At 59.1% G+C, this 23,043-nt stretch carries 25 protein-coding genes; 11 read left to right on the top strand and 14 right to left on the bottom strand.

What is annotated here, in order from left to right; all coding sequences use genetic code 11:
• Nucleotides 1–42: 42 nt before the first annotated feature.
• The 5 genes from lptG to rsmA all read left to right on the top strand — a co-directional run bounded on the left by lptG (nt 43) and on the right by rsmA (nt 6,435).
• Nucleotides 43–1,143, top strand: a complete 1,101-nt coding sequence (lptG, locus tag ABLN87_RS01545; RefSeq protein ID WP_353008365.1) for an LPS export ABC transporter permease LptG — start codon at nt 43–45, stop codon at nt 1,141–1,143.
• A complete protein-coding gene (locus tag ABLN87_RS01540; protein ID WP_353006807.1) occupies nt 1,143–3,302 on the top strand; it encodes an LPS-assembly protein LptD in 2,160 nt (719 codons plus the stop codon). Before lptG ends, ABLN87_RS01540 begins: the two co-directional genes overlap by 1 nt.
• A complete protein-coding gene (locus ABLN87_RS01535) occupies nt 3,293–4,546 on the top strand; it encodes a peptidylprolyl isomerase (RefSeq protein ID WP_353006804.1) in 1,254 nt (417 codons plus the stop codon). Before ABLN87_RS01540 ends, ABLN87_RS01535 begins: the two co-directional genes overlap by 10 nt.
• Nucleotides 4,543–5,508, top strand: a complete 966-nt coding sequence (pdxA, locus tag ABLN87_RS01530; protein WP_353006801.1) for a 4-hydroxythreonine-4-phosphate dehydrogenase PdxA — start codon at nt 4,543–4,545, stop codon at nt 5,506–5,508. Before ABLN87_RS01535 ends, pdxA begins: the two co-directional genes overlap by 4 nt.
• Nucleotides 5,509–5,592: 84 nt before the next feature.
• Nucleotides 5,593–6,435 (top strand): 16S rRNA (adenine(1518)-N(6)/adenine(1519)-N(6))-dimethyltransferase RsmA, encoded by an 843-nt coding sequence (rsmA, locus tag ABLN87_RS01525; protein WP_353006798.1) that lies wholly within the window; start codon nt 5,593–5,595, stop codon nt 6,433–6,435.
• Between the two features lie 197 nt (nt 6,436–6,632).
• On the opposite strand, the gene ABLN87_RS01520 is transcribed toward rsmA, so the two are convergent.
• From ABLN87_RS01520 to prfA, 4 genes are all read right to left on the bottom strand, one after another.
• A complete protein-coding gene (locus ABLN87_RS01520) occupies nt 6,633–7,190 on the bottom strand; it encodes a hypothetical protein (protein WP_170530452.1) in 558 nt (185 codons plus the stop codon).
• Nucleotides 7,191–7,427: 237 nt separating this feature from the next.
• The gene (locus tag ABLN87_RS01515) at nt 7,428–8,018 is read right to left on the bottom strand and encodes a DUF4167 domain-containing protein (protein WP_170530454.1); all 591 of its coding nucleotides are present in this window, start codon (nt 8,016–8,018) and stop codon (nt 7,428–7,430) included.
• A gap of 241 nt (nt 8,019–8,259) precedes the next feature.
• A complete protein-coding gene (gene prmC / locus ABLN87_RS01510; protein ID WP_353006793.1) occupies nt 8,260–9,105 on the bottom strand; it encodes a peptide chain release factor N(5)-glutamine methyltransferase in 846 nt (281 codons plus the stop codon).
• The gene (gene prfA, locus ABLN87_RS01505; RefSeq protein WP_353008364.1) at nt 9,102–10,157 is read right to left on the bottom strand and encodes a peptide chain release factor 1; all 1,056 of its coding nucleotides are present in this window, start codon (nt 10,155–10,157) and stop codon (nt 9,102–9,104) included. The genes prmC and prfA overlap by 4 nt, the downstream gene beginning before the upstream one ends.
• Before the next feature lie 63 nt (nt 10,158–10,220).
• Between prfA and ABLN87_RS01500 the strand changes: the two genes are divergently transcribed.
• Nucleotides 10,221–10,511 carry a hypothetical protein gene (locus tag ABLN87_RS01500; RefSeq protein ID WP_353006790.1) on the top strand — a complete coding sequence of 97 codons (291 nt, stop codon included), beginning with the start codon at nt 10,221–10,223 and terminating at the stop codon, nt 10,509–10,511.
• Nucleotides 10,512–10,514: 3 nt separating this feature from the next.
• Here ABLN87_RS01500 and ABLN87_RS01495 read toward each other — a convergent pair whose 3' ends face one another.
• The 5 genes from ABLN87_RS01495 to ABLN87_RS01475 form a co-directional block, all read right to left on the bottom strand.
• Complete coding sequence (locus tag ABLN87_RS01495; RefSeq protein WP_353006788.1) at nt 10,515–10,868, bottom strand: DUF6404 family protein; 354 nt, start codon at nt 10,866–10,868, stop codon at nt 10,515–10,517.
• Between the two features lie 39 nt (nt 10,869–10,907).
• On the bottom strand, nt 10,908–11,303 hold the full coding sequence (locus ABLN87_RS01490) for a DUF1499 domain-containing protein (RefSeq protein WP_353006785.1): 396 nt from the start codon (nt 11,301–11,303) through the stop codon (nt 10,908–10,910).
• Nucleotides 11,304–11,359: 56 nt separating this feature from the next.
• Nucleotides 11,360–12,307 (bottom strand): agmatinase, encoded by a 948-nt coding sequence (speB, locus tag ABLN87_RS01485; RefSeq protein ID WP_353006783.1) that lies wholly within the window; start codon nt 12,305–12,307, stop codon nt 11,360–11,362.
• An 89-nt stretch (nt 12,308–12,396) separates the two neighbouring features.
• Nucleotides 12,397–13,371: an agmatinase gene (gene speB, locus ABLN87_RS01480; protein ID WP_353006781.1), complete on the bottom strand. Its 975-nt coding sequence runs from the start codon at nt 13,369–13,371 to the stop codon at nt 12,397–12,399.
• 11 nt (nt 13,372–13,382) lie between these two features.
• Nucleotides 13,383–14,546: a M20 aminoacylase family protein gene (locus ABLN87_RS01475; protein ID WP_353006779.1), complete on the bottom strand. Its 1,164-nt coding sequence runs from the start codon at nt 14,544–14,546 to the stop codon at nt 13,383–13,385.
• A 66-nt stretch (nt 14,547–14,612) separates the two neighbouring features.
• Here ABLN87_RS01475 and mazG point away from each other — a divergent pair, with 66 nt between their 5' ends.
• From mazG to ABLN87_RS01455, 4 genes are all read left to right on the top strand, one after another.
• Nucleotides 14,613–15,470: a nucleoside triphosphate pyrophosphohydrolase gene (gene mazG, locus ABLN87_RS01470; protein ID WP_353008363.1), complete on the top strand. Its 858-nt coding sequence runs from the start codon at nt 14,613–14,615 to the stop codon at nt 15,468–15,470.
• A 61-nt stretch (nt 15,471–15,531) separates the two neighbouring features.
• A complete protein-coding gene (locus tag ABLN87_RS01465; protein WP_353006777.1) occupies nt 15,532–16,473 on the top strand; it encodes a nucleoside hydrolase in 942 nt (313 codons plus the stop codon).
• Nucleotides 16,470–16,919, top strand: coding sequence for a GNAT family N-acetyltransferase (locus tag ABLN87_RS01460; RefSeq protein WP_353006775.1), 450 nt, complete (start codon nt 16,470–16,472; stop codon nt 16,917–16,919). Before ABLN87_RS01465 ends, ABLN87_RS01460 begins: the two co-directional genes overlap by 4 nt.
• Before the next feature lie 160 nt (nt 16,920–17,079).
• Nucleotides 17,080–17,361 (top strand): hypothetical protein, encoded by a 282-nt coding sequence (locus tag ABLN87_RS01455; protein ID WP_353006772.1) that lies wholly within the window; start codon nt 17,080–17,082, stop codon nt 17,359–17,361.
• A 48-nt stretch (nt 17,362–17,409) separates the two neighbouring features.
• On the opposite strand, the gene eno is transcribed toward ABLN87_RS01455, so the two are convergent.
• From eno to ABLN87_RS01430, 5 genes are all read right to left on the bottom strand, one after another.
• The gene (eno, locus tag ABLN87_RS01450; RefSeq protein WP_353006770.1) at nt 17,410–18,684 is read right to left on the bottom strand and encodes a phosphopyruvate hydratase; all 1,275 of its coding nucleotides are present in this window, start codon (nt 18,682–18,684) and stop codon (nt 17,410–17,412) included.
• 138 nt (nt 18,685–18,822) lie between these two features.
• Complete coding sequence (locus ABLN87_RS01445; protein WP_353006768.1) at nt 18,823–19,701, bottom strand: DMT family transporter; 879 nt, start codon at nt 19,699–19,701, stop codon at nt 18,823–18,825.
• A 137-nt stretch (nt 19,702–19,838) separates the two neighbouring features.
• On the bottom strand, nt 19,839–20,252 hold the full coding sequence (locus ABLN87_RS01440; RefSeq protein WP_170530477.1) for a Fur family transcriptional regulator: 414 nt from the start codon (nt 20,250–20,252) through the stop codon (nt 19,839–19,841).
• An 84-nt stretch (nt 20,253–20,336) separates the two neighbouring features.
• Nucleotides 20,337–21,041, bottom strand: coding sequence for an endonuclease/exonuclease/phosphatase family protein (locus tag ABLN87_RS01435; protein WP_353006766.1), 705 nt, complete (start codon nt 21,039–21,041; stop codon nt 20,337–20,339).
• 76 nt (nt 21,042–21,117) lie between these two features.
• Nucleotides 21,118–22,536: a protein adenylyltransferase SelO gene (locus ABLN87_RS01430; RefSeq protein ID WP_353006763.1), complete on the bottom strand. Its 1,419-nt coding sequence runs from the start codon at nt 22,534–22,536 to the stop codon at nt 21,118–21,120.
• Between the two features lie 86 nt (nt 22,537–22,622).
• Here ABLN87_RS01430 and ABLN87_RS01425 point away from each other — a divergent pair, with 86 nt between their 5' ends.
• Nucleotides 22,623–23,042 (top strand): cupin domain-containing protein, encoded by a 420-nt coding sequence (locus ABLN87_RS01425; protein ID WP_353006761.1) that lies wholly within the window; start codon nt 22,623–22,625, stop codon nt 23,040–23,042.
• Nucleotide 23,043: the final 1 nt, after the last annotated feature.

Genomic DNA, 23,043 nt, shown 5'->3' with positions numbered 1-23,043 from the left:
TGGCCTGAGCGCCAACGCTGCAAACCCAGCGGGGTCACGCTTGTGATTTTGGACCGCTATTTTGCCCGCCGCTTTATGCAGAGCTTTCTGGTTATCGGCGGCATTTTTCTGACACTGATGATTCTGATCGACCTGATCGAACAAGTGCGCCGGTTCGACGAGGTTGATCTGTCCTTTGGCCGACTGTTGCAGTTGACATTGCTGAACACACCTGCCGCGATCAGCGAAATGCTGCCCCTGCTGGTGATCCTGGCAACCATAGCGCTGTTTGTCGGGTTGGCGCGCACCTCGGAACTCGTGGTAACCCGCGCGACTGGCCGATCCGGCATACGCGCGCTGGTAGCCCCGGTCTTGCTGGCGCTTGTTATCGGGGCTCTGGCCGTGACCCTTCTGAACCCGATCGCAGCAGCCACCTCGGAAGAGTACAACCGCCTTTCTGATTCCTATCGAAACAATGGCAGCTCAGCGCTGTCGATCAGCGGCGAGGGTCTATGGCTGCGCCAAAGCACCGAGACGGGCCAGGCCGTGATACACGCGCGCGGTACAGCAAATGGCGATGAGTTGAAATTGAGCGATGTGACCATCGTTTCTTTCAACCCGGACGGAAAACCAACACAACAGATTGCCGCCGAACAGGCCCGATTGATCGATGGCAGCTGGGTCCTGAGCAACGCCAAAGTCTGGAACCTTGAAGACGGCCAGAACCCCGAGACACAGTCGGTTGAGCATGCTCAGCTTGACCTTCCAACGACGCTGACCCGCCAACGCATTCTGGATACTCTGGGGCAGCAGGATTCTGTGTCGGTCTACGATTTACCCCAATTGATAGCGGACCTGCGTGAGGCCGGCTTCTCAACCAAACAATATGAGGTCTGGCTACAAGTCCAACTTGCTCGCCCGATCTTTCTGGTTTCGATGGTTCTGATCGGCGCAGCCTTTACCATGCGGCATGTACGCTTCGGCGGCACCGGCGCTGCGGTGCTGACCGCGGTATTGTTGGGGTTTGCCATTTATTTCGTGCGCAACTTTGCGCAAATACTCGGGGAAAACGGACAGTTGCCCATCTACGTCGCCGCCTGGGCACCGCCCGTTGCTGCCATCTTACTGTCACTCGGCCTGTTGCTACATGCGGAGGACGGCTAATGCCGCGCATTCTGCCTGCGCTGATGGCAAGCGCCCTGGCTGTCACGGCCCCTGCTGCGCTGCTGGCTCAAACTGCACCAGCACCCGCGACCAATCAGGCCACCCAACAGGATGAGCCCGCCCTGTTGGTCGCGGATAAGATATTCATCACGCCCGAACGCGTGCTGGTCGCCGAAGGCAATGTCGAGGCGTTTCAGGGTGATGCCAAGGTCAGCGCGCAGCGTATCACCTTTGACCGCGAAACCGGAAAACTGTCACTTGAGGGACCCATTCGGATCGATCAGGGCGGGCGGACAACCTTGCTGGCAAATTCAGCCGAGCTGGATGATGGCTTGCAAAACGGGTTGCTGATCGGTGCGCGTATGGTGTTTGATCAGCAGGTTCAGGTCGCCTCGGTCCAGGCGCGGCGCGCCTCGGGGCGCTACACACAGTTCAGCAAGGTCGCGGCCACCTCCTGCCATGTTTGTGCGAATGGAAAGCCTCCGCTTTGGCAAATCCGGGCGCGCAAAGTGACCCATGATCAGCTGGAGCGGCAGCTTTACTTTGAAGGCGCGCAATTGCGCGTGCTGGACTACCCGGTCTTCTATTTTCCCTATCTGCGCCTACCCGACCCGACGCTTGAACGCGCGACCGGGTTTCTGGCACCGTCCTTCCGCAGAACATCGCAGCTGGGTCTGGGTCTGCAAGTGCCATACTTCATCAAGCTGGGCGACAACAAGGACCTGACGCTGACACCGTTTGTCTCGGCCAGCACCCGAACGCTGGGCTATCGCTATCGGCAAGCCTTTGTGAACGGGCGCATCCAGTTCGAAGGTGCCTATACCCGCGATGATGTGCAGCGCGATCAGGACCGTGGCTATCTGTTTGCCAACGGCTTCTTCAATCTCAGGAATGACTTCCGGCTGACATTCGACCTCAAGACCACGTCGGACGATGCCTATCTGGCGGATTACGGCCTGCCCGATCTCGACCGGCTGCGCAGTGAAATCGCCCTGACTCGGATCAAGCGTGATACGGCCTTCAAAACCAGCCTGATCCACTACAAGACACTGCGCGACAGTGAGGAACAGGATGAGATCCCCTCGCGCGTGTTTGACCTGAACTACGAGAAACGGTTCTTCCCAAACACAGTTGGGGGCGAAATGCGGCTTGCCTTTGTGGCCCATGCCCATGAACGCACCAGTGACGAGAATGTTGTCGGGCGCGATATCGCGCGCGCGACGTTTGATGCGGAATGGCTGCGCAGCTGGACCTTTGCATCGGGGCTGCGCGCGGATGCCCGTATCGGCGCTGCGATTGATACGTTTAACATCCGCAATGACGACGCATTTCCCAGCAACGTCACGCGCACCACGCCCCGCGCGGCGCTGACCCTGCGCTATCCCATGACACGGCGTGAACAAACCGGTGCGACCCAGTTTCTGGAACCAATCGTGCAATTCGGCTGGACCGATGTTTCGGACACAGATGTTCCAATCGATGAAAGCACGTTTCAGGAATTCGATCAGGGCAACCTGTTGTCCCTGTCCCGCTTTCCTGCCGAAGATCAGCGCGAAGACGGGGCGACAGCGGTGGTTGGCGTGAATTGGGCGCGCTACAAATCGAACGGGTGGCAAGCCCTGGCCACAATCGGTCAGGTCTTCCGCGCTGATGCCGACCCGAATTTCAACCTGACCTCGGGCCTGCAGGGTACCAAATCCGATCTGCTGGTGGCTGGTCAGATTAAAACCGCCAATGGCTGGTCGCTGGCCGGGCGGGGCCTGCTCGATAGCGATTTCAGCTTTACACGCGCCGAGCTGCGCGGCGCCTGGACAGGTGAGAATAGTGCGATATCAGGCAGCTATGTCTGGCAAGAACCTGATCCGGCTGAAAATCTGGATGAAGAAGTGTCCGAGATCTGGTTGCGCGGGCGGCACCAAATCGATCAGAACTGGTTGACGCGTGCTTCGGCCCGCTACGATCTTGCCAATTCCGAACCCATCCGCCTGGGTCTGGGTGTGACTTATCAGAACGAATGCGTTCAGTTTAACATGTCCGTAAACAGACGCTTTACCTCAACAACGACTATTGAGCCTTCGACCGAATTCGGGTTTACCGTTACCCTGACAGGATATGCCGTTGAAGGCGGCGGAAAGACGTACAAGAGAAAATGCAGTTGATTTCAGGTTTCTTCAGGTTTCTCCGGGGCGGATGCGCCCGTTCGATCTTATCGGGGTTGGCTGCCGCTGTTCTGGCGGCCTCTGCCCCGCAGGCCAGTGCGCAAAGCCTGTTTTCCCCTGCGATCCGCGTCAATCAGGATATCATCACCTGGTTCGAGCTGGAACAACGGCTGGGTTTTCTCACTGCGCTCGGCGTCCCGGGCGGGACCGAAGCAGAAGTACGCCAGGCCCTGATCGACGATCGCCTGCGCCAACAGGCCATGCGCGAGGCCGGGGTTCAAGCCGCACCTGAGGACGTACAGGTTGGCATTGATCAGCTCGCCGCCCGCGGGCAGCTCAGCACAGAACAATTCCTGCAACTGCTCGGCGAAGCGGGTATCGAGCCTGAAACCGTTCGTGATTTTGTTGCGGATCAATTGTCATGGCGCGACTATATCAGCGCACGCTTCCTGTCGCAGGCCCGCCCCAGTGAAGACGAGATCAACCGGGCCCTGGGGCAATCCGGCGGTGGTGGTCTGCAGGTTCTGCTGTCCGAGATCATTATCCCGGTGAATCAGCAAACCGTCGCGCAGGCGGAACGGCTGGCAGAGGAAATCTCGCGCCTCGAAGGGTATGACGCCTTCTCGGCAGCGGCCGCGCAATATTCAGCCGCTGACACCCGCAACAATGGCGGTCGTCTGGACTGGTTGAACATCAGTAACCTACCACCCGCGCTGCAACCCGTTCTTCTGGGTCTCAAAAACAGTGAGATAACCGAACCGCTGAGTCTGCCCAACGCCATTGCGCTGTTCCAGATGCGCGGCGTGCGCGAAGTCTCAACCGGGGCGCCAAACTATTCCAAGATCGACTATGCGATTTACTACTTGCCTGGTGGTCGCAGTGCGGACGCGCAGGCACAGGCCGCGCGCCTGAGCGAAGAGATTGACACCTGCGATGATCTTTACGGCGTCGCCAAAGGACAACCCGCCGAAGTGTTGGAGCGGATCGAAGCCGCACCATCTGATATCCCGCGCGATGTCGCCGTTGAACTGGCCAAACTGGACCGCAACGAAGTATCGACCACCCTGACCCGCAACAACGGTCAAACGCTGGTGTTTCTGATGCTGTGCAACCGCACACGCGATCTGGGCGAAGATACATCGCGCGTGGACGTGGCCAACGCCCTGACACAGCAGCGCTTGCAAGCCTTCTCGGAAAGCCTTCTGGAACAGCTGCGTGCCGACGCCACTATCGTCGAGCAATGATTGCGCCCATCGCGCTCAGCTGTGGCGATCCGGCTGGTATAGGCCCGGAAATCGCTGCCAAGGCCTGGGCCGAGCTGCGCGATGACTGCCCGTTTTTCCTGATTGGCGACGCAACCCACCTGCCCGCAGATACGCCAGTCACCCGGATCGCCGATCCGGCTGACGCGATGGACGCAAGCGCCCAAACACTGCCCGTTCTGCACGTGGATTTCCCGGTCTCCAACATCCCGGGTCAACCGGAACCGGCCAATGCGCCCTCGGTCATTGACGCAATCGAGCGCGGCGTTTCTCTGGTTAAATCGGGCGCGGCCTCGGCCCTCTGTACCGCGCCTATCAACAAAAAAGCGCTGATCGACGGGGCCGATTTCGCCTATCCCGGCCATACCGAGTTTCTCGCCGCTCTGGCCGGGCGCCAACATGTGGTGATGATGCTGGCCAGCGCGCAGCTGCGTGTCGTGTCGGCCACGATCCACATCCCCCTCTCGCGCGTGCCACAAGAACTGACACCAGATCTGTTGATCCAAACCATCGCGCTAACTGCGCAGGGCCTGCAACAACAGTTCGGCATCACACATCCCCGGATCGCCGTAGCAGGGCTGAATCCGCACGCAGGGGAAGGCGGCAAGATGGGCACAGAGGAACTGGATTGGATCGCCCCACTGTTAAAAGGCTTGGACAGCCCCGACTACACCGTCACCGGCCCGCACCCGGCGGATACGCTGTTCCACGCCGCCGCCCGCGCCCGTTATGACGCCGCCATCGCCATGTATCACGATCAGGCCCTGATCCCGATCAAGACGCTGGATTTCGACCGGGGCGTGAATGTCACGCTGGGCCTGCCTTTTATCCGCACCTCGCCCGATCACGGCACCGCGCTGGATATCGCCGGGCAAGGTATAGCCAATCCCACCAGCCTGATTGAGGCCCTGAAACTGGCCCAACAGATGGCGCGCACACCTTGATCCTTCACCTGGCTGAAAATATCCCCGCCGGAGGCAAAATACCTCTAGCGCTGGCCCATCAATCCGCGCGACGATAACCGGATCATGAGCGCTATCGACACCCTTCCCCCGCTGCGTGAGGTCATCGCCACCCACCAGCTTTCAGCCCGCAAATCGCTGGGCCAGAACTTCTTGCTCGACCTCAACCTGACCGCAAAAATAGCGCGCCAGGCAGGGGATCTGACCCAATGCGATGTGCTGGAAATCGGCCCCGGCCCCGGCGGCCTGACCCGGGGGTTGCTTTCTGAGGGCGCGCGCAAGGTGGTTGCGGTGGAAAAAGACACGCGCTGCATCGCGGCGCTGAACGACATCGCCGCCGCCTATCCCGGCCAGCTTGACGTGATCAACGGCGACGCGCTGGAAATCGACCCGCTCGAACACCTGACCCCTCCGATCCGCATCGCCGCCAACCTGCCCTATAATGTAGGCACCGAGCTTCTGGTTCGCTGGCTTACGCCACCCCAATGGCCACCCTTCTGGCAAAGCCTGACCCTGATGTTCCAACGCGAAGTGGCCGAACGCATCATCGCCCAACCCGGCAGCAAAGCCTATGGCCGCCTCGCCATCCTGGCCCAATGGCGGGCCGAAGCGCGCATTGCCATGTCTCTGCCCCCTGGCGCGTTCACGCCGCCACCCAAGGTCTCCAGCGCCGTGGTTCACCTGACCGCCCTACCAGAGCCGCGCTATCCTGCGGATGCCGCAACCCTATCCCGCGTGGTCGCAGCCGCGTTCAACCAACGTCGCAAAATGCTTCGCGCTTCTCTGAAAGGTGTGGCCCCGGATATCGAAGACCGCCTGATCGCATCTGGCATCAAACCCACAGAGCGCGCAGAGCAGGTGCCGTTGGAGGCGTTTTGTGCCTTGGCCCGGGAAATCCGTAAAGGCTGACAATGAGAACCTGACCTGTAAGGTCACGCGAAGTCGGAATTCGGTCTTCTTGTTCGTCGGGTAATCAATATACACCGGCACGCATATTTCCGCCATGCAAGATAATGCGGCCATTCGCGTCGCTATAACAAAGGTTCACGTTTCAATGGACTTAGTCGGTCTTTGAGCCCACAAGTGTGCGTTCTGCCCTAGCGAAACTAATAGTTTTCAAACGTTTCCTCATAGGGCACGCCAACGGCCCGTATTTTGTCAACCAACCAAGTCAGGCTGATGCCGGAGAATGACCTGAGTTGGATCGGATCCCGCGCATGGAAATGCACCCAATACTGACGCTCATCCATGTCTTCATGTTTTTGAATGGTCTTGAATTCTATCCGCTCGATCTCAGTTAACGGCGCGGCGAAACCTTGCTCTTTGCCATGTGCGTGGTCAGGGATCTGCCAAAGCAGATCGCGGTCGGTAAGCCGGAAATGCCACTCGCCCGTCGTTGACCACGCGCGCAGCGCAAAGACCAGTTCCTTCAACAGCCTGTAAATCCCGGTGCCTATCATTATGGCCCCGAAAAAGGACCAAACGGTCAACGCTTCGATTGTGTCAATATCGAGTGATTGGATCTTGTCTTCAGACAGCAGCCGTATCCCAAACCAGATTAGACCCACGGCAAACAACGGAGCGATGATGAGCCGTGTTCGGTTTCTTCGCCGAACGGATTGACGCACATCGAAATATGGCTCGTCTTCGGCAACTTCTGTCACTCTGCCCCCCAAAGGATGGTTTATGCGAACGGCATAGGCGCCATCCTGCGGAAGTTTGCACAAACTCTCAATAAGCGATGGTCCTGCTGTCACAGCTTTCCCGACGTCCAAACGCGCTGCGGCTTGCGTTGATTTCGGGCCCGCAGCACCCGCAGCTGGTAGTATAATCAGAATGTTAACATCCAACAAAAAAGCCCTGCGTTTAACGGCAGGGCTTCTTCGCATTTTGACGCTATCTCACTCCGCCGCTTCGGGCGTGTCGCCGCCATTTGCGGCCGGTTCGTCATTGGTTTCAGCCGCAGGCTTTGGCTTACGCTGGCGCGGTCGACGCGGGGCTTTTTCCTTGCGCTCTTTCGGCTCAGGGGCTTCGGCCTCACCACCTTGATTTTCAGGTGTTTCCACCAGACCCGATTCCGGGGATGCAGCGGGCGCGTCAAAACCCATGACATCGGGCTGGGGTGCCTCGGCAGGGTCCGCCTGACGGGCCGCTTCGCGTTCCTGGCGTTCGGCGCGTTCGCGATCCCGCTCGGCCTGACGTTCACGATTCTGGCGTTCCTGCTCTTCGCGGCGGGCTTCGATTTCACGCTGCGCTTCGCTCAACATGCGCAGATAATGCTCTGCGTGTTGTTGAAAGTTCTCGGCCGCAACACGGTCGTTGGACAGTTGCGCATCGCGCGCAAGCTGGTTGTATTTATCAATGATCTGCTGCGGGGTACCGCGCACTTTGCCTTCGGGGCCCGAGCTGTCAAAAACACGGTTAACGACGTTACCGCCGGAAGGACGATTGCGGTTGTTCTTGGCCCGCGAGCGGGATTTGGAAGATCTCATCTTACTTTTCGTCAGCCTTATTAATACGATGTCGATCAACCCCGTTTTTGCACTGCTCTTAGGCGTTTGCCGCGACGGAATCTCGACTTTTTGGGCTTGGCGTCAGGGGTGCGCTGCAACAGCGTCAACCTCGCCGACTAATCTTGAGTAAGCATGTCCGGCACCGACAGACAAGAGGATTCTCAGAATTTTCGCAGGTTTTTTACATAAACCGGCGTTTTTCGGCCTCAGTTTCTGGTTTTCATCCTGGCAAACGGGCCCCGACCACACGGTCACGACCGTCCAGATCGGGGACAATGCGGATGTCAGACAGGCCTGACGCGTCAAACAACGCTGAAACCTGCTGGGCCTGTGTCGGACCAATTTCAACCAATAGCCGCCCGCCAGGCAGCAGAAAGTCTGGCGCATCCGCGGCGATGTGGCGATAGGCGTTTAGCCCGTCGCCTTCATCGGTAAGCGCCATCCGGGGTTCATGCTCGCGCACTTCGGGCGACAGCCCAGTCATCTCGGACAACGAGATGTAAGGGGGGTTGGATACGATCAAATCGAACTGTCCATCAATCGTCGCGAACCAGTTGGACTGGACCACCTCCACCCTATCCTGCACCTTGTGCTGCACGGCGTTGGCGCTGGTTTGAAGGCAGGCAGCTTCACTCAAATCAACTCCAACGCCTGTGGCACTGGTGCGTTCAGCCAAAAGCGTGATCAGAATGCAGCCAGAGCCCACACCAAGATCCAGTACATGATCAAAGGGCTCGCTGAGCGCGGCCTCGATCAGTGCTTCGGTCTCGGGGCGCGGATCCAGCACATCGCTGCTTACGCGGAAGCGGCGTCCATAGAACTCACGCTCGCCCAGTAGATGGGAAACCGGGACTCGGATCGCACGGAGTGAGATCAGTTGATCATAGCGTTCGGCAATATCGGGGGCTAACTCCTCGGGCGCAATCAGCGTCACGCGGCTGGCTTCGATCCGGGCGGCATGCGCCAGCAAGACACGGGCATCGCGCGCCGGATCGTCGACGCCAGCCGCCCGCAGGCGGGCCGTCGCGGCGACCATCGCTTGCGCTGCCGTTTGCGCGCCAGTCATTGCGCCATCTCGGCCAGCAGCCGGGCCTGATCATCAGCGGTCAGCGCGTCGATCACCTCGTCCAGGTCGCCCTGCATCACCTGATCCAGCTTGTAAAGCGTCAGGTTGATGCGGTGGTCGGTCATCCTGCCCTGCGGGAAGTTGTAGGTTCTGATCCGCTCAGACCTATCCCCCGATCCCACCTGACTGGCCCGATCAGCCGAGCGTTCACTGTCAATGCGCTGGCGTTCCAGATCGTACAGGCGTGTCTTCAGCACCTGCATCGCGATTTCGCGGTTCCGGTGCTGGGATTTCTCTGAGCTGGTCACAACCAAACCTGTCGGCAAATGGGTGATCCGCACCGCCGAGTCGGTCGTGTTGACGTGCTGACCTCCCGCGCCCGAAGATCGCATCGTGTCGATGCGAATGTCATTGGCGTCGATCTGGATGTCCACATCCTCTGCTTCGGGCAAAACCGCCACTGTGGCGGCTGAGGTATGGATACGGCCCCCGCTTTCGGTTTCCGGCACACGCTGGACCCGATGCACACCGGATTCGTATTTCATCCGGGCGAAGACGTTGTCGCCCTTGATATGGGCCACCACCTCTTTGATCCCTCCAAGGTCCGAGGCCTGTTCCTCGATAATCTCAAACCGCCACCCGCGTGCCTCGGCATAGCGTTGATACATCCGCAGAAGGTCACCGGCGAACAGCGCGGCCTCATCCCCCCCGGTTCCGGGACGGATTTCCAGCATTGCCGGACGTGCATCGGCGGCATCCTTTGGCAACAGCGCCAGTTGCAGCGCATGTTCTGCCTCGGGGATGCGTGCCTTCAGCTCGGGGATTTCTTCTTCGGCTAGCTCTTTCATATCCGGGTCGGCCAGCATCGCCTCGGCTTCGGTCAGATCAGCAACCAACTGTCGCCATCCCATGATCTGATCGACCACCGGCTTGAGGTCGGAATACTCTTTAGCCAAAGCCGCAATATCCCCGCCCGAGGCACCATCGGCCATGGCCGCTTCGAGGTATTGGAATCGCTGGGTTATCTGCTCAAGGCGTTCTTCGGGGATCATCCCGGCGGTGTCTATCATCCGGGGGCTTTGGTCAAGGGCCTGCCTTGTGCTAAGCTGCCCTGCATGAAGGGGTTGACTATCGTTTTATCGCTGCTCGCCATGCCCGCAATGGCCGACTATGTCGGCCCGGATGGCAAGGTTCGCGATTGCTACTGCACCGACAAAGCCGGTTCACGCGTGGAGCTGGGCGAGATGATTTGCCTGCAAGTCGATGGCCGCATGTTCACGGCTCAGTGCCAGATGTCGTTGAATGTGCCGATGTGGCGCGAGGTGCAGGAGGGGTGTTTGTCGTCAGGTTTGCAGACGAAATGGCCGAACATCGTGCCTTTACCGTTCGACGAGTTTGACTCTTGATCCTCAAAGTTCATTCCAAGAAGTCACAGCTTTCTTTTCGCCAAACAAACGCTCCCAGAGCAAAACAAAGGCTGCGAAAGCAAATCCACCCAAGATGCACATTCCTAGAACGACGATGCTGCCCACAGGTCGACATAACCACCAATGAAGCAGGCAAATATACCCGTTCATGGTAAGCCCAAAGCCCATCGAGTAATAGATAAACTGGCCAGTGTTTGACATGTACGGCAAAGGTCGTGGCTGAAGGCCAAGCTTTCGCGCAATACTAAAGCCTATGGGTAATGTGTGCGATTGTTCGAAACCCAATACCCCTAGTTCGTCAAACGCTCTGCAAAGTTTTTCCTTATAGTCGCTCATTCAGATCTTACGGCTCTAGAAAATTGTGTTTTCAATAACTTATATCTGCGCCAACCACCCATCAACGCGGGCTTTGTTCACCCCGAAATCCTTGCGGCCAAAGCGCAACCGGCCATGGATTCGCAGCGTGTCTCCGTCCTGCTGAGCTGTGGTATAGTCGGGAAAGCCAAACACCTTAGTGCGGGTGATGTAGGTGACCATCCCGTCGCTCACCGAACCGGCCAAAACGCGGGTACGCGGTGTTGCACCAGCGATGCTGTCAAGGCGCGCCAGCCCATCAGGACCGGTCTCGACGATCCGAACTACTCCACCCGGCAGATTTCTCTCCGCGCCTTCAGGGGCCACGTGCCAGCGCGCAGGGTCTGAAGGCGAAAGACGGATATAAGCGCTCATTGCAACGCCCATCGCGATCAATACCCAAAGCACCATCTTCATCTGTCCGCTCAATCCATTTGCGTGCAGCCTATCGGCATCGCGCCTCGGCCACACCCCTACCGTGACGTCACGCCCGGCAGGATGCAAAGCAACTCAAACAAAAGGTTTGCTGCCGTCAGTGCTGTATTGCCGGAGGGGTCGTAAGGCGGTGAGACCTCGACCAGATCACAGCCCACCACATTGATCCCCTGCAAGGCGTGGATCAGTTGCAGCGCCTGAGGTGTGGTCAGACCGCCGATCTCGGGCGTGCCGGTTCCAGGGGCATAGGCCGGATCAAGGCTGTCGATATCATAGGTGATGTAGACAGGGTGATCCTCAACCGTTTTGCGGATTTGCGAGCCGATCTGCGTCAGGTTCTGCTGCCACAACTCCCACGCGGGAAACTGGCGAAAACCCCAGCCCTTGGCCTCGGTAAAATCGGTGGCGGCATAGCCCGAGCCGCGAATGCCGATCTGAAAAGTCTTATCGGGGACAATCAGCCCCTCTTCATAGGCGCGGCGGAAGACGGTGCCGTGGGTTTCACGTTCGCCAAACATCTCATCGTTTACATCCGCATGGGCATCCACATGCACCAGCGCCACCGGCCCGTGTTTCGCGGCAATCGCCCTTAGGATCGGCAGGGTGATGGAATGATCGCCACCCATAGCGACAGGGGTCACGCCCTGAGCTAGTATTCCGTCATAGCTGTCCTTGATGATCTTCAGGCTTTCAGACAGCGAGAAGGTGTTGATCGCCAGATCACCGATATCGGCAATCTGCAATGCATCAAACGGGGCTGCCGATGTGGCCATGTTATAGGGCCGGATCATCGCGCTTTCACTGCGGATTTGCTTGGGTCCGAACCGCGTGCCCGACCGCCACGAGGTTCCAATATCCATCGGTATGCCCAGCAACGCCACACCCAGCCCCGCCAGCGAGGTCGCCTGCGGCAGCCGCATGAACGTGTTCGGCCCGGAAAACCGCGCCAGGTCGTTGCCGCTAATGGGTTGATTATATTCAGTCATGCGCGTTTGGGTCCCATCCCGTCCATTCACTTGCTTAAGCACATACCGGAGGTATGGCTAATCATCCGTTAACGCGCGCCGTTGCGCGTTTACTTTTTGTCAGCCATGAGCCTGTTCCATCCCAGCAGGCAAATAATCTGCGTCGCCACATGCGCGCCGGCAATCGCCGTTGCCCCAGACGTGTCGTAGGGCGGAGAGACCTCGACCACATCCCCGCCCTTGATGTTAATCCCGGCAATATCACGCAGGATGATCTGCGCTTGAATCGACGTTATCCCACCCCAAACCGGCGTTCCCGTACCGGGCGCAAAGGCTGGGTCCAGACCGTCGATATCGAAGCTCAGATAGACGGGACGGCCGCCGAGAATGGACTTGATCTTCTGCGCCACGGCGGCGGGGCCGGACTCGTAAACCTCGCGCGCGTTGATGATATTGACGCCCAGAGTATCCTCGTTGCTGGTACGGATACCAACCTGAACCGAGCGTTTCGGGTCCACGATCCCCGATTTCACCGCCTTGTAGAACATGGTGCCGTGATCGACGCGGGACATATCATCGTCCGCCCAGGTGTCCGTATGCGCATCAAACTGCAGCAGCGACATGGGCCCGTATTTCTCGGCATAGGCTTTCAGGATCGGAAAGCTGATATAGTGATCGCCGCCCAAGGTGACCGAGGCCACGTCAGCCGCCAGAATCGTGCGGATATGGTCGGTCAGCGTGTCCGGAAAGGCCGGAATATTGGCGTAATCATAGGCCATATCGCCATAGTCGACGATGGCCAGTTCGCTCAGCGCGTCAAAGGGCCAGCCATAGGGCGCGTCGGGGGATTGCAAGGCACTCGCTTCGCGGATCGCGCGGGGGCCGAGCCTTGTGCCCGGGCGGTTCGTCACCGCTTGGTCAAAGGGCACTCCGGTGACGGCGATATCCACACCCTTCAGATCCTTGGTATATAGCCGCCGCAGGAACGAAGTCGCGCCGCCAAAGGTGTTCTCATAGGACAGGCCCTTGAGGTCGGGGTTGGTAAAGGCCTCATCGACCTGATGTTTTGCGTCTTCCAGTGCCATGTCTTGTCCCCTCAGCCCAGCGGCTGCGCCTTTTCCACGATCCGGGCAAAGAACGAGGCCCCGACCGGCGCGATATCATCGTTGAAGTTGTATTTCGGGTGGTGCAGCCCGGCGCCCTCACCCTGACCCAGAAACAGATAGGCCCCTGGACGCGCCTGCAGCATGTATGAGAAATCCTCGGCACCCATGTCGCGCCCCATATTGTCGACAACGCGGTCCTCGCCTGAGACCTCGCGCGCCACATCTGCGGCAAAGGCTGTTTTCTCAGCGTCATTGATAGTCGCCGGATAGCCGATCTGATAATCCAGCGTCGCCTCGACCCCGTAAGAAGTCGCCTGCCCCGCTACAATCTGCTCCATCCGCTCCATCACCATCTTCTGCACCGACGGGTCAAACGTGCGGACCGTGCCGTTCAGATAGGCGGTATCAGGGATCACGTTGTTCACGGTCCCGGCATGGATTTGAGTAACTGAGACCACCAAATCATCGACTGCATAATGGTTGCGGCTGACAATCGTCTGGATCGCCTGCGCGATCCCACAGGCCGCCATCACCGGATCCTTGGTCTGATGCGGCAAGGCCCCGTGGCCACCAACGCCCTGTACATGAATCTCAAACGTATCGACAGCGGCCATGATTGGCCCGGCCGTAGTGTAAAATGCGCCCTCGGGGTTTCCCGGATCGTTATGGATACCATAGACCTGAGAGATATCGAACCGGTCCATGATGCCTTCCTGCACCATCGCATCAGCACCACCGCCCTCTTCCTCAGCCGGTTGAAAGATCAGCGCCACACGGCCCGCGAAATTCCGCGTCTCAGCCAGGTGGCGTGCAGCGCCCAGCAGCATCGTGGTGTGCCCGTCATGCCCGCAGGCATGCATCTTTCCGGGGTTTTTCGAGGCATATTCAACGCCCGTCTCCTCCGGGATCGGCAGCGCGTCCATATCCGCGCGCAACCCTATGGTCGGGCCTTTGCCCTGCCCGTTGATGATCGCCACCATACCGGTTTTGGCGATCCCTTCATGCAGCTCATCCACACCAAACTCCCGCAAACGCTCTGCCACGAAAGCGGCTGTCTCATAGCATTCGAACTCCAGTTCAGGGATCGTGTGCAAGTGCTGGCGCCACTTGGCCATATCGGCGGCAAAATCGGCAATTCGGTTGACGACGGGCATCTGGGGTGGACTCCTGATCGGGACTGCGGAATGGATGCATCTGACACCGGAACGAAAGGGTTCGCAATGGCTGAAAATCCTCTGATCCATGACAGCGATGCGGGTATCGAGCGCCTGCTGGAAATCATGCGCCGCCTGCGCGACCCGGAGTCTGGCTGCCCCTGGGATATCGAACAGGATTTTTCGACCATCGCCCCCTACACGATCGAAGAGGCGTATGAGGTCGCCGACGCCATCGAGCGTGAGGCCTACGATGAGTTGAAGGGAGAATTGGGCGACCTGTTGTTCCAGTCCGTCTTTCACGCCCAAATGGCTGAAGAGGCTGGGCATTTTAGCTTTCAGGACGTGGTCCGCACCATGTCCGACAAGATGGTCGCCCGTCATCCGCATGTGTTCGGCGACGAATCCCGTGAAAAATCCGCTGATCAGCAGACCAAGGATTGGGAAACGATCAAAGCTGCCGAACGCGCAGGCAAGGAACAGAAAGGCGCGCTGGACGGTGTGGCCGCCAACCTGCCCGCCCTTCTGCGGGCACAAAAACTGCAAAAACGCGCTGCCCGCGTTGGATTTGACTGGCCCGATGCCAGCCATGTGCTTGCCAAGATCACCGAAGAGGCTGCCGAACTGGAAGAGGCGCGCGACAGTATGGATGCGGACGCGCTCGAGGATGAGTTTGGCGATCTGTTGTTCGTCATGGTGAATCTGGGCCGTCATTTGGGCATCGAGGCTGAAACCGCGCTGCGTCGCACCAATGCCAAATTCACCCGCCGTTTCGAGAAAGTCGAGGCGCGGCTGGCCGACCGCGGCAAAACCCCTGCCCAAAGCGATCTGGCCGAGATGGATGCGCTGTGGGATGAGGTCAAAACCGAAGAGCATCGCGCCAACGGCAAAGTTCTGCCTGCGAATGCGAAGATTGGGGCCTGAAACCGCTGGACAAGTGTGGTGACACTTGCGAGTGTCCGCGCTTCAAGACACCGGAGGCACAATGGCACCGCGCAAGATCATCATCGACACCGACCCCGGACAGGACGACGCCGTCGCCATTCTGCTGGCCCTGTCCAGCCCGGAAGAGATCGAGGTTCTGGGCATCACCGCCGTTGCCGGAAACGTCCCGCTGGAACTGACGGCCAAGAACGCACGCATCGTTTGTGAACTGGCGGGGCGCACGGATATCCCTGTCTATGCTGGGTGCGAGCGCCCGCTGAAACGCCCGCTGGTCACAGCAGAACATGTCCATGGAAAAACCGGGCTGGACGGCCCTGTTCTGCCGGACCCACAGATGCCTCTGGCCGAGGGTCACGGGGTGGATTTTATCATCGAAACCCTGCGCGCGCATGAGCCGGGCACAGTAACGCTCTGCCCGTTGGGGCCGCTGACCAATATCGCTACAGCGTTCCAGAAAGCGCCTGATATCATCGAGCGGGTACAGGAAATCGTCCTGATGGGCGGCGCGTATTTCGAGGTCGGAAACATAACACCAGCCGCCGAATTCAACATTTATGTCGATCCGGAAGCTGCTGAAATTGTGTTCAAATCCGGCATTCATATCGCCGTGATGCCGCTGGATGTTACCCATGATGCGCTGGTCACACCCCATCGCAACGATGCGTTCCGCGCGCTCGGCAGCCAGGTTGGCCATGCGGTTGCCGAAATGACCGATTTCTTTGAACGGTTCGACAAGGAGAAATACGGATCAGAAGGTGCGCCGCTGCACGACCCCTGTGTGACCGCCTATCTGATCCAGCCAGAGCTGTTCTCGGGCCGTCACATCAACGTTGAAATCGAAACGCAATCAGAACTGACTTTGGGCATGACCGTCGCGGATTGGTGGGGCGTAACCGACCGTACACCAAACGCCATGTTCATGGGCAACGTGGACGCGCATGGCTTTTTCACGCTTCTGACAGAAAGGCTGGCCCGCCTATGACCGCCGCGCTCCGCCTGGCCCGCCCCGAGGATCTGGATCGCCTGATGACGCTGGTTTCGGCCTTCCATGGCGAAGAGGGTATTGAACAGGACGACCAGAAACGCCGCGCCGCGCTAACCCCCTTGCTGGAGGGTATACCGCATGGATGCGTTTATCTGATCGGACCGGGTCGCGCGCCACTGGGCTATGTCATCCTCACCTTTGGCTGGTCGGTCGAGTTTGGCGGCATGGATGCGTTTGTCGATGAGATTTACATCCGCCCTGCCGTTCGGGGCCGAGGCATCGCAACCGAAGTTCTGCTGGAACTGCCCAAAGCCCTGGCTGGCGCCGGCCTGACCGCCCTGCATCTTGAGGTCGATCGCACAAATGAGGCTGTGCAAAAGCTGTATCTGCGCACCGGCTTCAAAGCGCGTGAGCGGTACATGCTGATGAGCAAGATCCTCTGAGCGCTCAACTCTTTGCATTCCGCAACCCCTTGTGTCCGCATGGCCCAGCTTTCAGGGCTATAACGGTTGTTTTTGATCCATCTTTCCCCGTGACCGTTTGTTGCTCTGCCAATTAGACAGCGTGCACCACCAAAAAACGAACATTTGAAGGGGTATGAAGATGGAACAGTTGATCGGACAGTTGATCGGCGGTGCAATTGGTGGCACCGGCGGTGGTAAAATCGTAAAAGGCTCGGATATGGGCAATCTGGGCAACATGCTCGCCGGTGCCGTTGGCGGCGTCGGCGGAGGTCAGTTGCTTAGCGGCCTGCTGGGCGCAGGCGGCGCAGCAGCAGGCGGAATGGATATTGGTGCGCTTGCGGCAAACTTTGTCGGCGGCGGGGTCGCCGGGCTGGTTGTTCAAGTCGTTGTCGGCATGATCATCAAGAAGATCAAGGGCTAACACCTTCTGCACCAGCAAAAACGGGGGCGCTTGGCCCCCGTTTTTTGTTTACTTCAGGATCGATGCGCCCGCGTATTCGGCAACTTCGCCCAGAGATTCCTCGATGCGGATCAACTGGTTGTACTTGGCCAACCGGTCCGACCGTGCCAACGAGCCAGTTTTGATCTGACCACAATTCGTCGCAACTGCCAGATCGGCAATCGTGGCGTCTTCGGTCTCGCCCGAGCGATGCGACATCACGTTGGTGTACCGCGCGCGGTGGGCCATATCGACGGCGCGCAGCGTTTCGGTCAGCGAACCGATCTGGTTCACCTTGACCAGCATCGAGTTCGCGCAGCCACGTTCGATGCCTTCGGCCAGACGCGCGGGGTTGGTCACGAACAGGTCGTCGCCCACCAGTTGCACCTTGTCACCGATCGCGTCGGTCAGGGCCTTCCAACCGTCCCAGTCATCTTCGGACATGCCATCTTCGATTGAGATAATCGGATAGTCATTCACCAGCGCAGCCAGATAGGCCGCGTTTTCGTCCGATGTCAGGGTCGTGCCCTCACCCGCCAGAACATATTTGCCGTCTTTGAAGTATTCAGTCGCCGCGCAATCCAGCGCCAGATGGATTTCCTCACCGGGCTTGTAGCCCGCTTTTTCGATGGATTTCAGGATGAAATCCAGCGCCTCGCGGGTGCTTGCGATGTTCGGAGCGAACCCACCCTCGTCGCCCACACCGGTCGCCAGTCCTGCCGACGACAGCTCTTTCTTCAGCGTGTGGAACACCTCGGACCCCATGCGCACCGCCTCGCGGATATTCGCGGCCGAGACCGGCATGATCATGAATTCCTGAATGTCGATTGGGTTATCGGCATGTTCGCCGCCATTGATGATGTTCATCATCGGCACGGGCAGAACGCGGGCTGAGGTGCCGCCGACATAGCGGTACAGGGGCTGAGTAGTGAAATCCGCCGCCGCTTTGGCGGTTGCCAGCGAGACACCGAGAATGGCGTTTGCACCCAGACGGCCCTTGTTTTCCGTCCCGTCCAGTTCGATCATTGCCTGGTCGATGGCCACCTGCTCGGTCGCGTCAAACCCAACCAGTTCCTCGGCGATTTCACCGTTCACCGCAGCGACAGCCTCTAGCACGCCCTTGCCCATGTAGCGTGCCTTGTCGCCATCCCGCTTCTCGACCGCCTCATAAGCTCCGGTCGATGCGCCTGATGGCACGGCGGCGCGGCCCATGGTGCCGTCTTCCAGAATCACGTCCACTTCGACCGTCGGGTTGCCCCGGCTGTCCAGAATCTCGCGTGCATGGATGTCGATGATGGTGCTCATGAGGCCCGTCCCTATGGCTGAAATCAGTTGCACGCCTCATAGCACCAACCAGCAAAAAGTAAACCTATCGCGTTATCGCTAACACCCATATTCTCTGGCCTTTAGGGCTAACAGTTTGCTGTTTGCGCCAACACGGGATCAGGCCGGGACCATCTGACGCGCCAGCCGGCGTTCGCGCACAAAGGTGTAAAGCCCCGAGCCAATGATCAACGTAGCCCCTGCCAGGGTCAGCGCATCCGGGCGCTCGCTGAACATCAACATGCCTGCGATCATCGAGAACACAAGCCGGGTATAGCGGAAGGGCATCATGGCCGACGCCTCACCCACCCGCATTGCAGCCACGATGCCGTAATAGCCCAACATGCTGAACACAAAGGCGGCCAGGTATGGCAAAACCTGAGCCGATTGCACCGGAGCATATGTTTGCCCTGTGCTTATCATCAACACGCCACCGGCGATGATCGCGGCGATATAGGCCTGCATCGCAACCACGGTCGAGGCGACCCGAACGTCCAGCCTGCGGGTGATCAGATCACGCGCTGCAATCAGAAAGACAGTTGCAACAACCAGCAAGGTTTCGGGCTGGAACCCCTCCAGCCCCGGGCGGATGATCATCAGAACGCCGATGAATCCGACGCCAATGGCGCTCCAACGGCGCCAGCCCACCTGTTCGCCTAGAAACAGCGCGGCCCCCATTGTCACCGCCAAGGGCAGCGCCTGAAACACCGCTGCCACCGTTGACAGATCGATCAGAGACAGTGCGGTCACAAACAACACCGCGCCCAGCCCTTCAGAGGCCGCGCGCGCAAGCGGCAAGAGCCCCCATGCAGCCGGATCAAAGATCCGCTTACGCGATGCGACCGCCAAGATGGCAAAGCTGCCACCACAGACGATGCCCAGCGCAATCAGAATCTGCCCGGTCGGCACAGTGGCTGACAGGTGTTTGATAAACATATCTTCGATTGCAAAAGCTGCCATCGACCCGACAAGCAGCAAGATGCCGTTTACGTTGTTCATGCGCGTATCCATTGGATCGGACCGCAAACCAGCAGGCCCGATGGTCACCAGAACCGAAACGCCTGCGACGTCGCAAGCAAAATTGCTTCAATTTTCAATGAATTCCCGTGCGCCGACCAATCGCTTTTTGTGATATGTCAGTCTTTGTCCAACGGCACACCGTAAAGTTCCAGCCGATGGCCTTTCAGTTTGTAGCCCAGCTTGGCAGCGATTTTTTCCTGCAGAACCTCGATCTCAGGATCGACAAATTCAATCACCTCGCCCGATTGCATGTCGATCAGATGATCATGGTGATCACGTTCTGCGTCTTCATAGCGGGCGCGCCCGTCACCGAACTCAAGCCGTTCGAGAATCCCCGCTTCTTCAAACAGTTTGACGGTGCGGTATACCGTGGCGATCGAAATACCGGAATCCAGTGCCGAGGCACGGGCATACAGCTCTTCCACATCGGGGTGATCGGCGCTCTGTTCCAGCACCTGCGCGATGATGCGCCGCTGGCCTGTCATGCGCAGGCCCTTGGCCTCACAACGCGAGATAATCGTATCCGACATGGTGCCCCTCAGCCGCTTCTTGGGTTGCTGTCATAACCGGTCTGAACGCCCAGCGCTACAGGGATTCGACGCCTCAGGCTGAGATCATCCCGCACGCTGCAAATCTGCCCAGATCGGCAAATGATCCGAGGCGATATGGGCTGGGCGATCCTGATGCGCCCCGTGATCCAGTGCCGTGATCCCCTGCCCCAGGGCGATCCGATCCAGCGCTCCCAGCGGCTGCGCCGCGGGAAAGCTGGCAACCGGTGGCAAAAACCGCATCTCGGGCACCAGCTTGTCCAGCACGGGCTGGCGTGACCATTCGTTAAAATCCCCGGCCCACACGGTGGGCATTTCATCCAGCCCGTCATCACACCGCCGGATATGCGTGATCTGCTGACGCCGGGACGCAGGCAGCAACCCCAGATGCACCCCCATTACCCGCAGTGGCCCGATTTGTGTGTCGAATTCGACCCGAACAGCGCCGCGTGGCTCGAACCCCGGCAAATCGTGGTGACCTGTTGTGCGAACCGAGATCTGGTCGCCCCTCCAGATGACCGCATTGCCATGCCAGCCCAGGCTGCCCGCCCCGCCCAGATCAACGATCTGCCAGCCCGCTTCATCCAGCATGAAATGCGGTAAAGCGGCAGGGCGCGGTGGCAGGCGTTTGTCGGCCTCCTGCAGTACAACGATATCCGCTTGCATCCCGTCAAGGACCTGCATGATCCGCTGCGGCTGACGTCGGAAATCCAGCCCGACGCATTTCTGGATATTGTAACTGGCAAGACGCAAGGTCTGGGCTGAAGTCATGATCGCAGTCTAAGCAGCTGAGCAAACGGTCATTTTATGTAGCGACAAAGCCAGACGCGAAACAAGCCCGCGCCGCTCATGTCCCGCAGAACGTTGCCTGAACAACCTCACTGGATGTCGGGGGCCGCATCAGGTCTGCCGCCTCGGGCTGATCCTCATAAGGCTGTGCCAGAACCGTGTTCAGTCGATGGAACGGGGTATAATCGCCCTTTACAGCGGCCTCGATCATCTGCTCGACGCGATGATTGCGCGGAATGAAAGCGGGGTTCGCGGCGATCATCACCACTTGTGGATCGTCTTCCCTATCCAGGCGCTCGGTCCAACCGTCCGCCCAGCCGTCAAAGGCGCTCGGGTCGGTGAACTGGTCCCGCGCAGCATCGCCTGCCAAAGCACGGAACGTATTGATGAAATCCGCCTGATTTTCAGCCATGCGCTTCAACAGGTCCGAGATCAGATCCTGATCTCCCTCTTCCGCGCGCGTCAGACCAATCTTTGCGCGGAACCGCGTCAGCCATTGTTCCTGCAACAAATCGGGCATCGCATGCACAATCTCGGTTGCCTCTTCCACGGCGGCCTCTTTATCCTCCATCTGCTGGATCAGAGCGGTCGCCAACTGCGCCAGATTCCAAACCGCGATATCCGGTTGGTTGGAATAGGCATAGCGCCCCATCCGGTCAATCGAGCTGTAGACGGTGTTCGGGTGATAGCTGTCCATAAACGCACAAGGGCCATAGTCGATGGTCTCACCGGCAATCGAGGAATTGTCGGTATTCATCACCCCGTGAATAAACCCAACGCTCATCCAATGCGCAATCAGCCGCGCCTGCGCATCACGCACCCCGCGCAACAGGCCCATTGGCCCGTCGGCCTGCGGGTAGTGGCGTTCGATGGCATAGTCAGTCAGCCGTCGCAGGTTTTCCAACTGCCCGCGCGCCGCAAACACCTGAAACGTGCCCACCCGCAGATGGCTGCGGGCCACGCGGGTCAACACCGCACCTGGCATCGCCGCTTCGCGATAGACAGGCTCACCTGTTTCCACGGCCGCCAGTGCCCGGGTGGTTGGCACGCCCAGCGCATGCATCGCCTCGGACACCACATATTCGCGCAAAACCGGCCCCAGCCAGGCGCGCCCGTCCCCCCGGCGCGAAAACGGCGTGGGCCCCGAGCCCTTAAGTTGGATATCCCGCCGCACGCCATCAGCCCCAATGGTCTCACCCAGCAACACGGCGCGCCCATCGCCCAGTTGCGGATTGTAGGTGCCAAACTGATGCCCGGAATAAAGCTGCGCCAAGGGTTCAGCCCCGTTTGGCAGCGCATTCCCGCCAAAGACTTCGGCCATTTCTTGCGCTTCGCCGGGCGAAATCTGCAGCAGCCGCGCCAGATCTTCGTTGAACGCGATCAGCGTTGGCACCCGCACGGGCACGGGTGCTTGCCGGGAGAAGAATGCGTCAGGCAAACGGGCGTAACTGTTGTCAAACGGGATCGTCAGGGTCATGTCGCAAACATATGAGCTGCGCCGACAATTGCCATAGCAGATCACGCCCGCCCGTGCATAATCCACACAGAAACGCCGAGGATACTATGACCGCCGACGACATCATCACCCACCTGAACCTGCAACGCCATCCAGAAGGCGGCTGGTTCAAGGAAACTTGGCGCGCCGATAATCCGGGCCGCGCCACAGGCACCTGTATCTACTTTCTGCTGCAAGCCGGAGAGAACAGCCATTGGCACCGCGTAGATTCAACCGAGATCTGGCTGTATCACGCGGGCGCGCCGCTCATCCTGTCGCTCAGCGCAACGGATCAGGGTCCGGCCACCGATCACCTGCTGACCCCGGACCTGACCGCAGGTGCACCGCAGTTGATCGTGCCCAAGAACCATTGGCAAGCCGCGCGCAGCACTGGCGATTTCACTTTGGTCAGCTGCACCGTTTCACCGGGGTTCGAGTTTGAGGGCTTCGAACTGGCCACGCCCGGGTTCGAAATTCCAAGAGTGTGAT

Source organism: Ruegeria sp. SCP10 (assembly GCF_040329495.1).
In the GTDB taxonomy this organism is placed as follows: domain Bacteria; phylum Pseudomonadota; class Alphaproteobacteria; order Rhodobacterales; family Rhodobacteraceae; genus Ruegeria.
The sequence above is the reverse complement of the archived record's forward strand: the minus strand, read 5'-3'. Positions and strand labels throughout refer to the sequence as shown.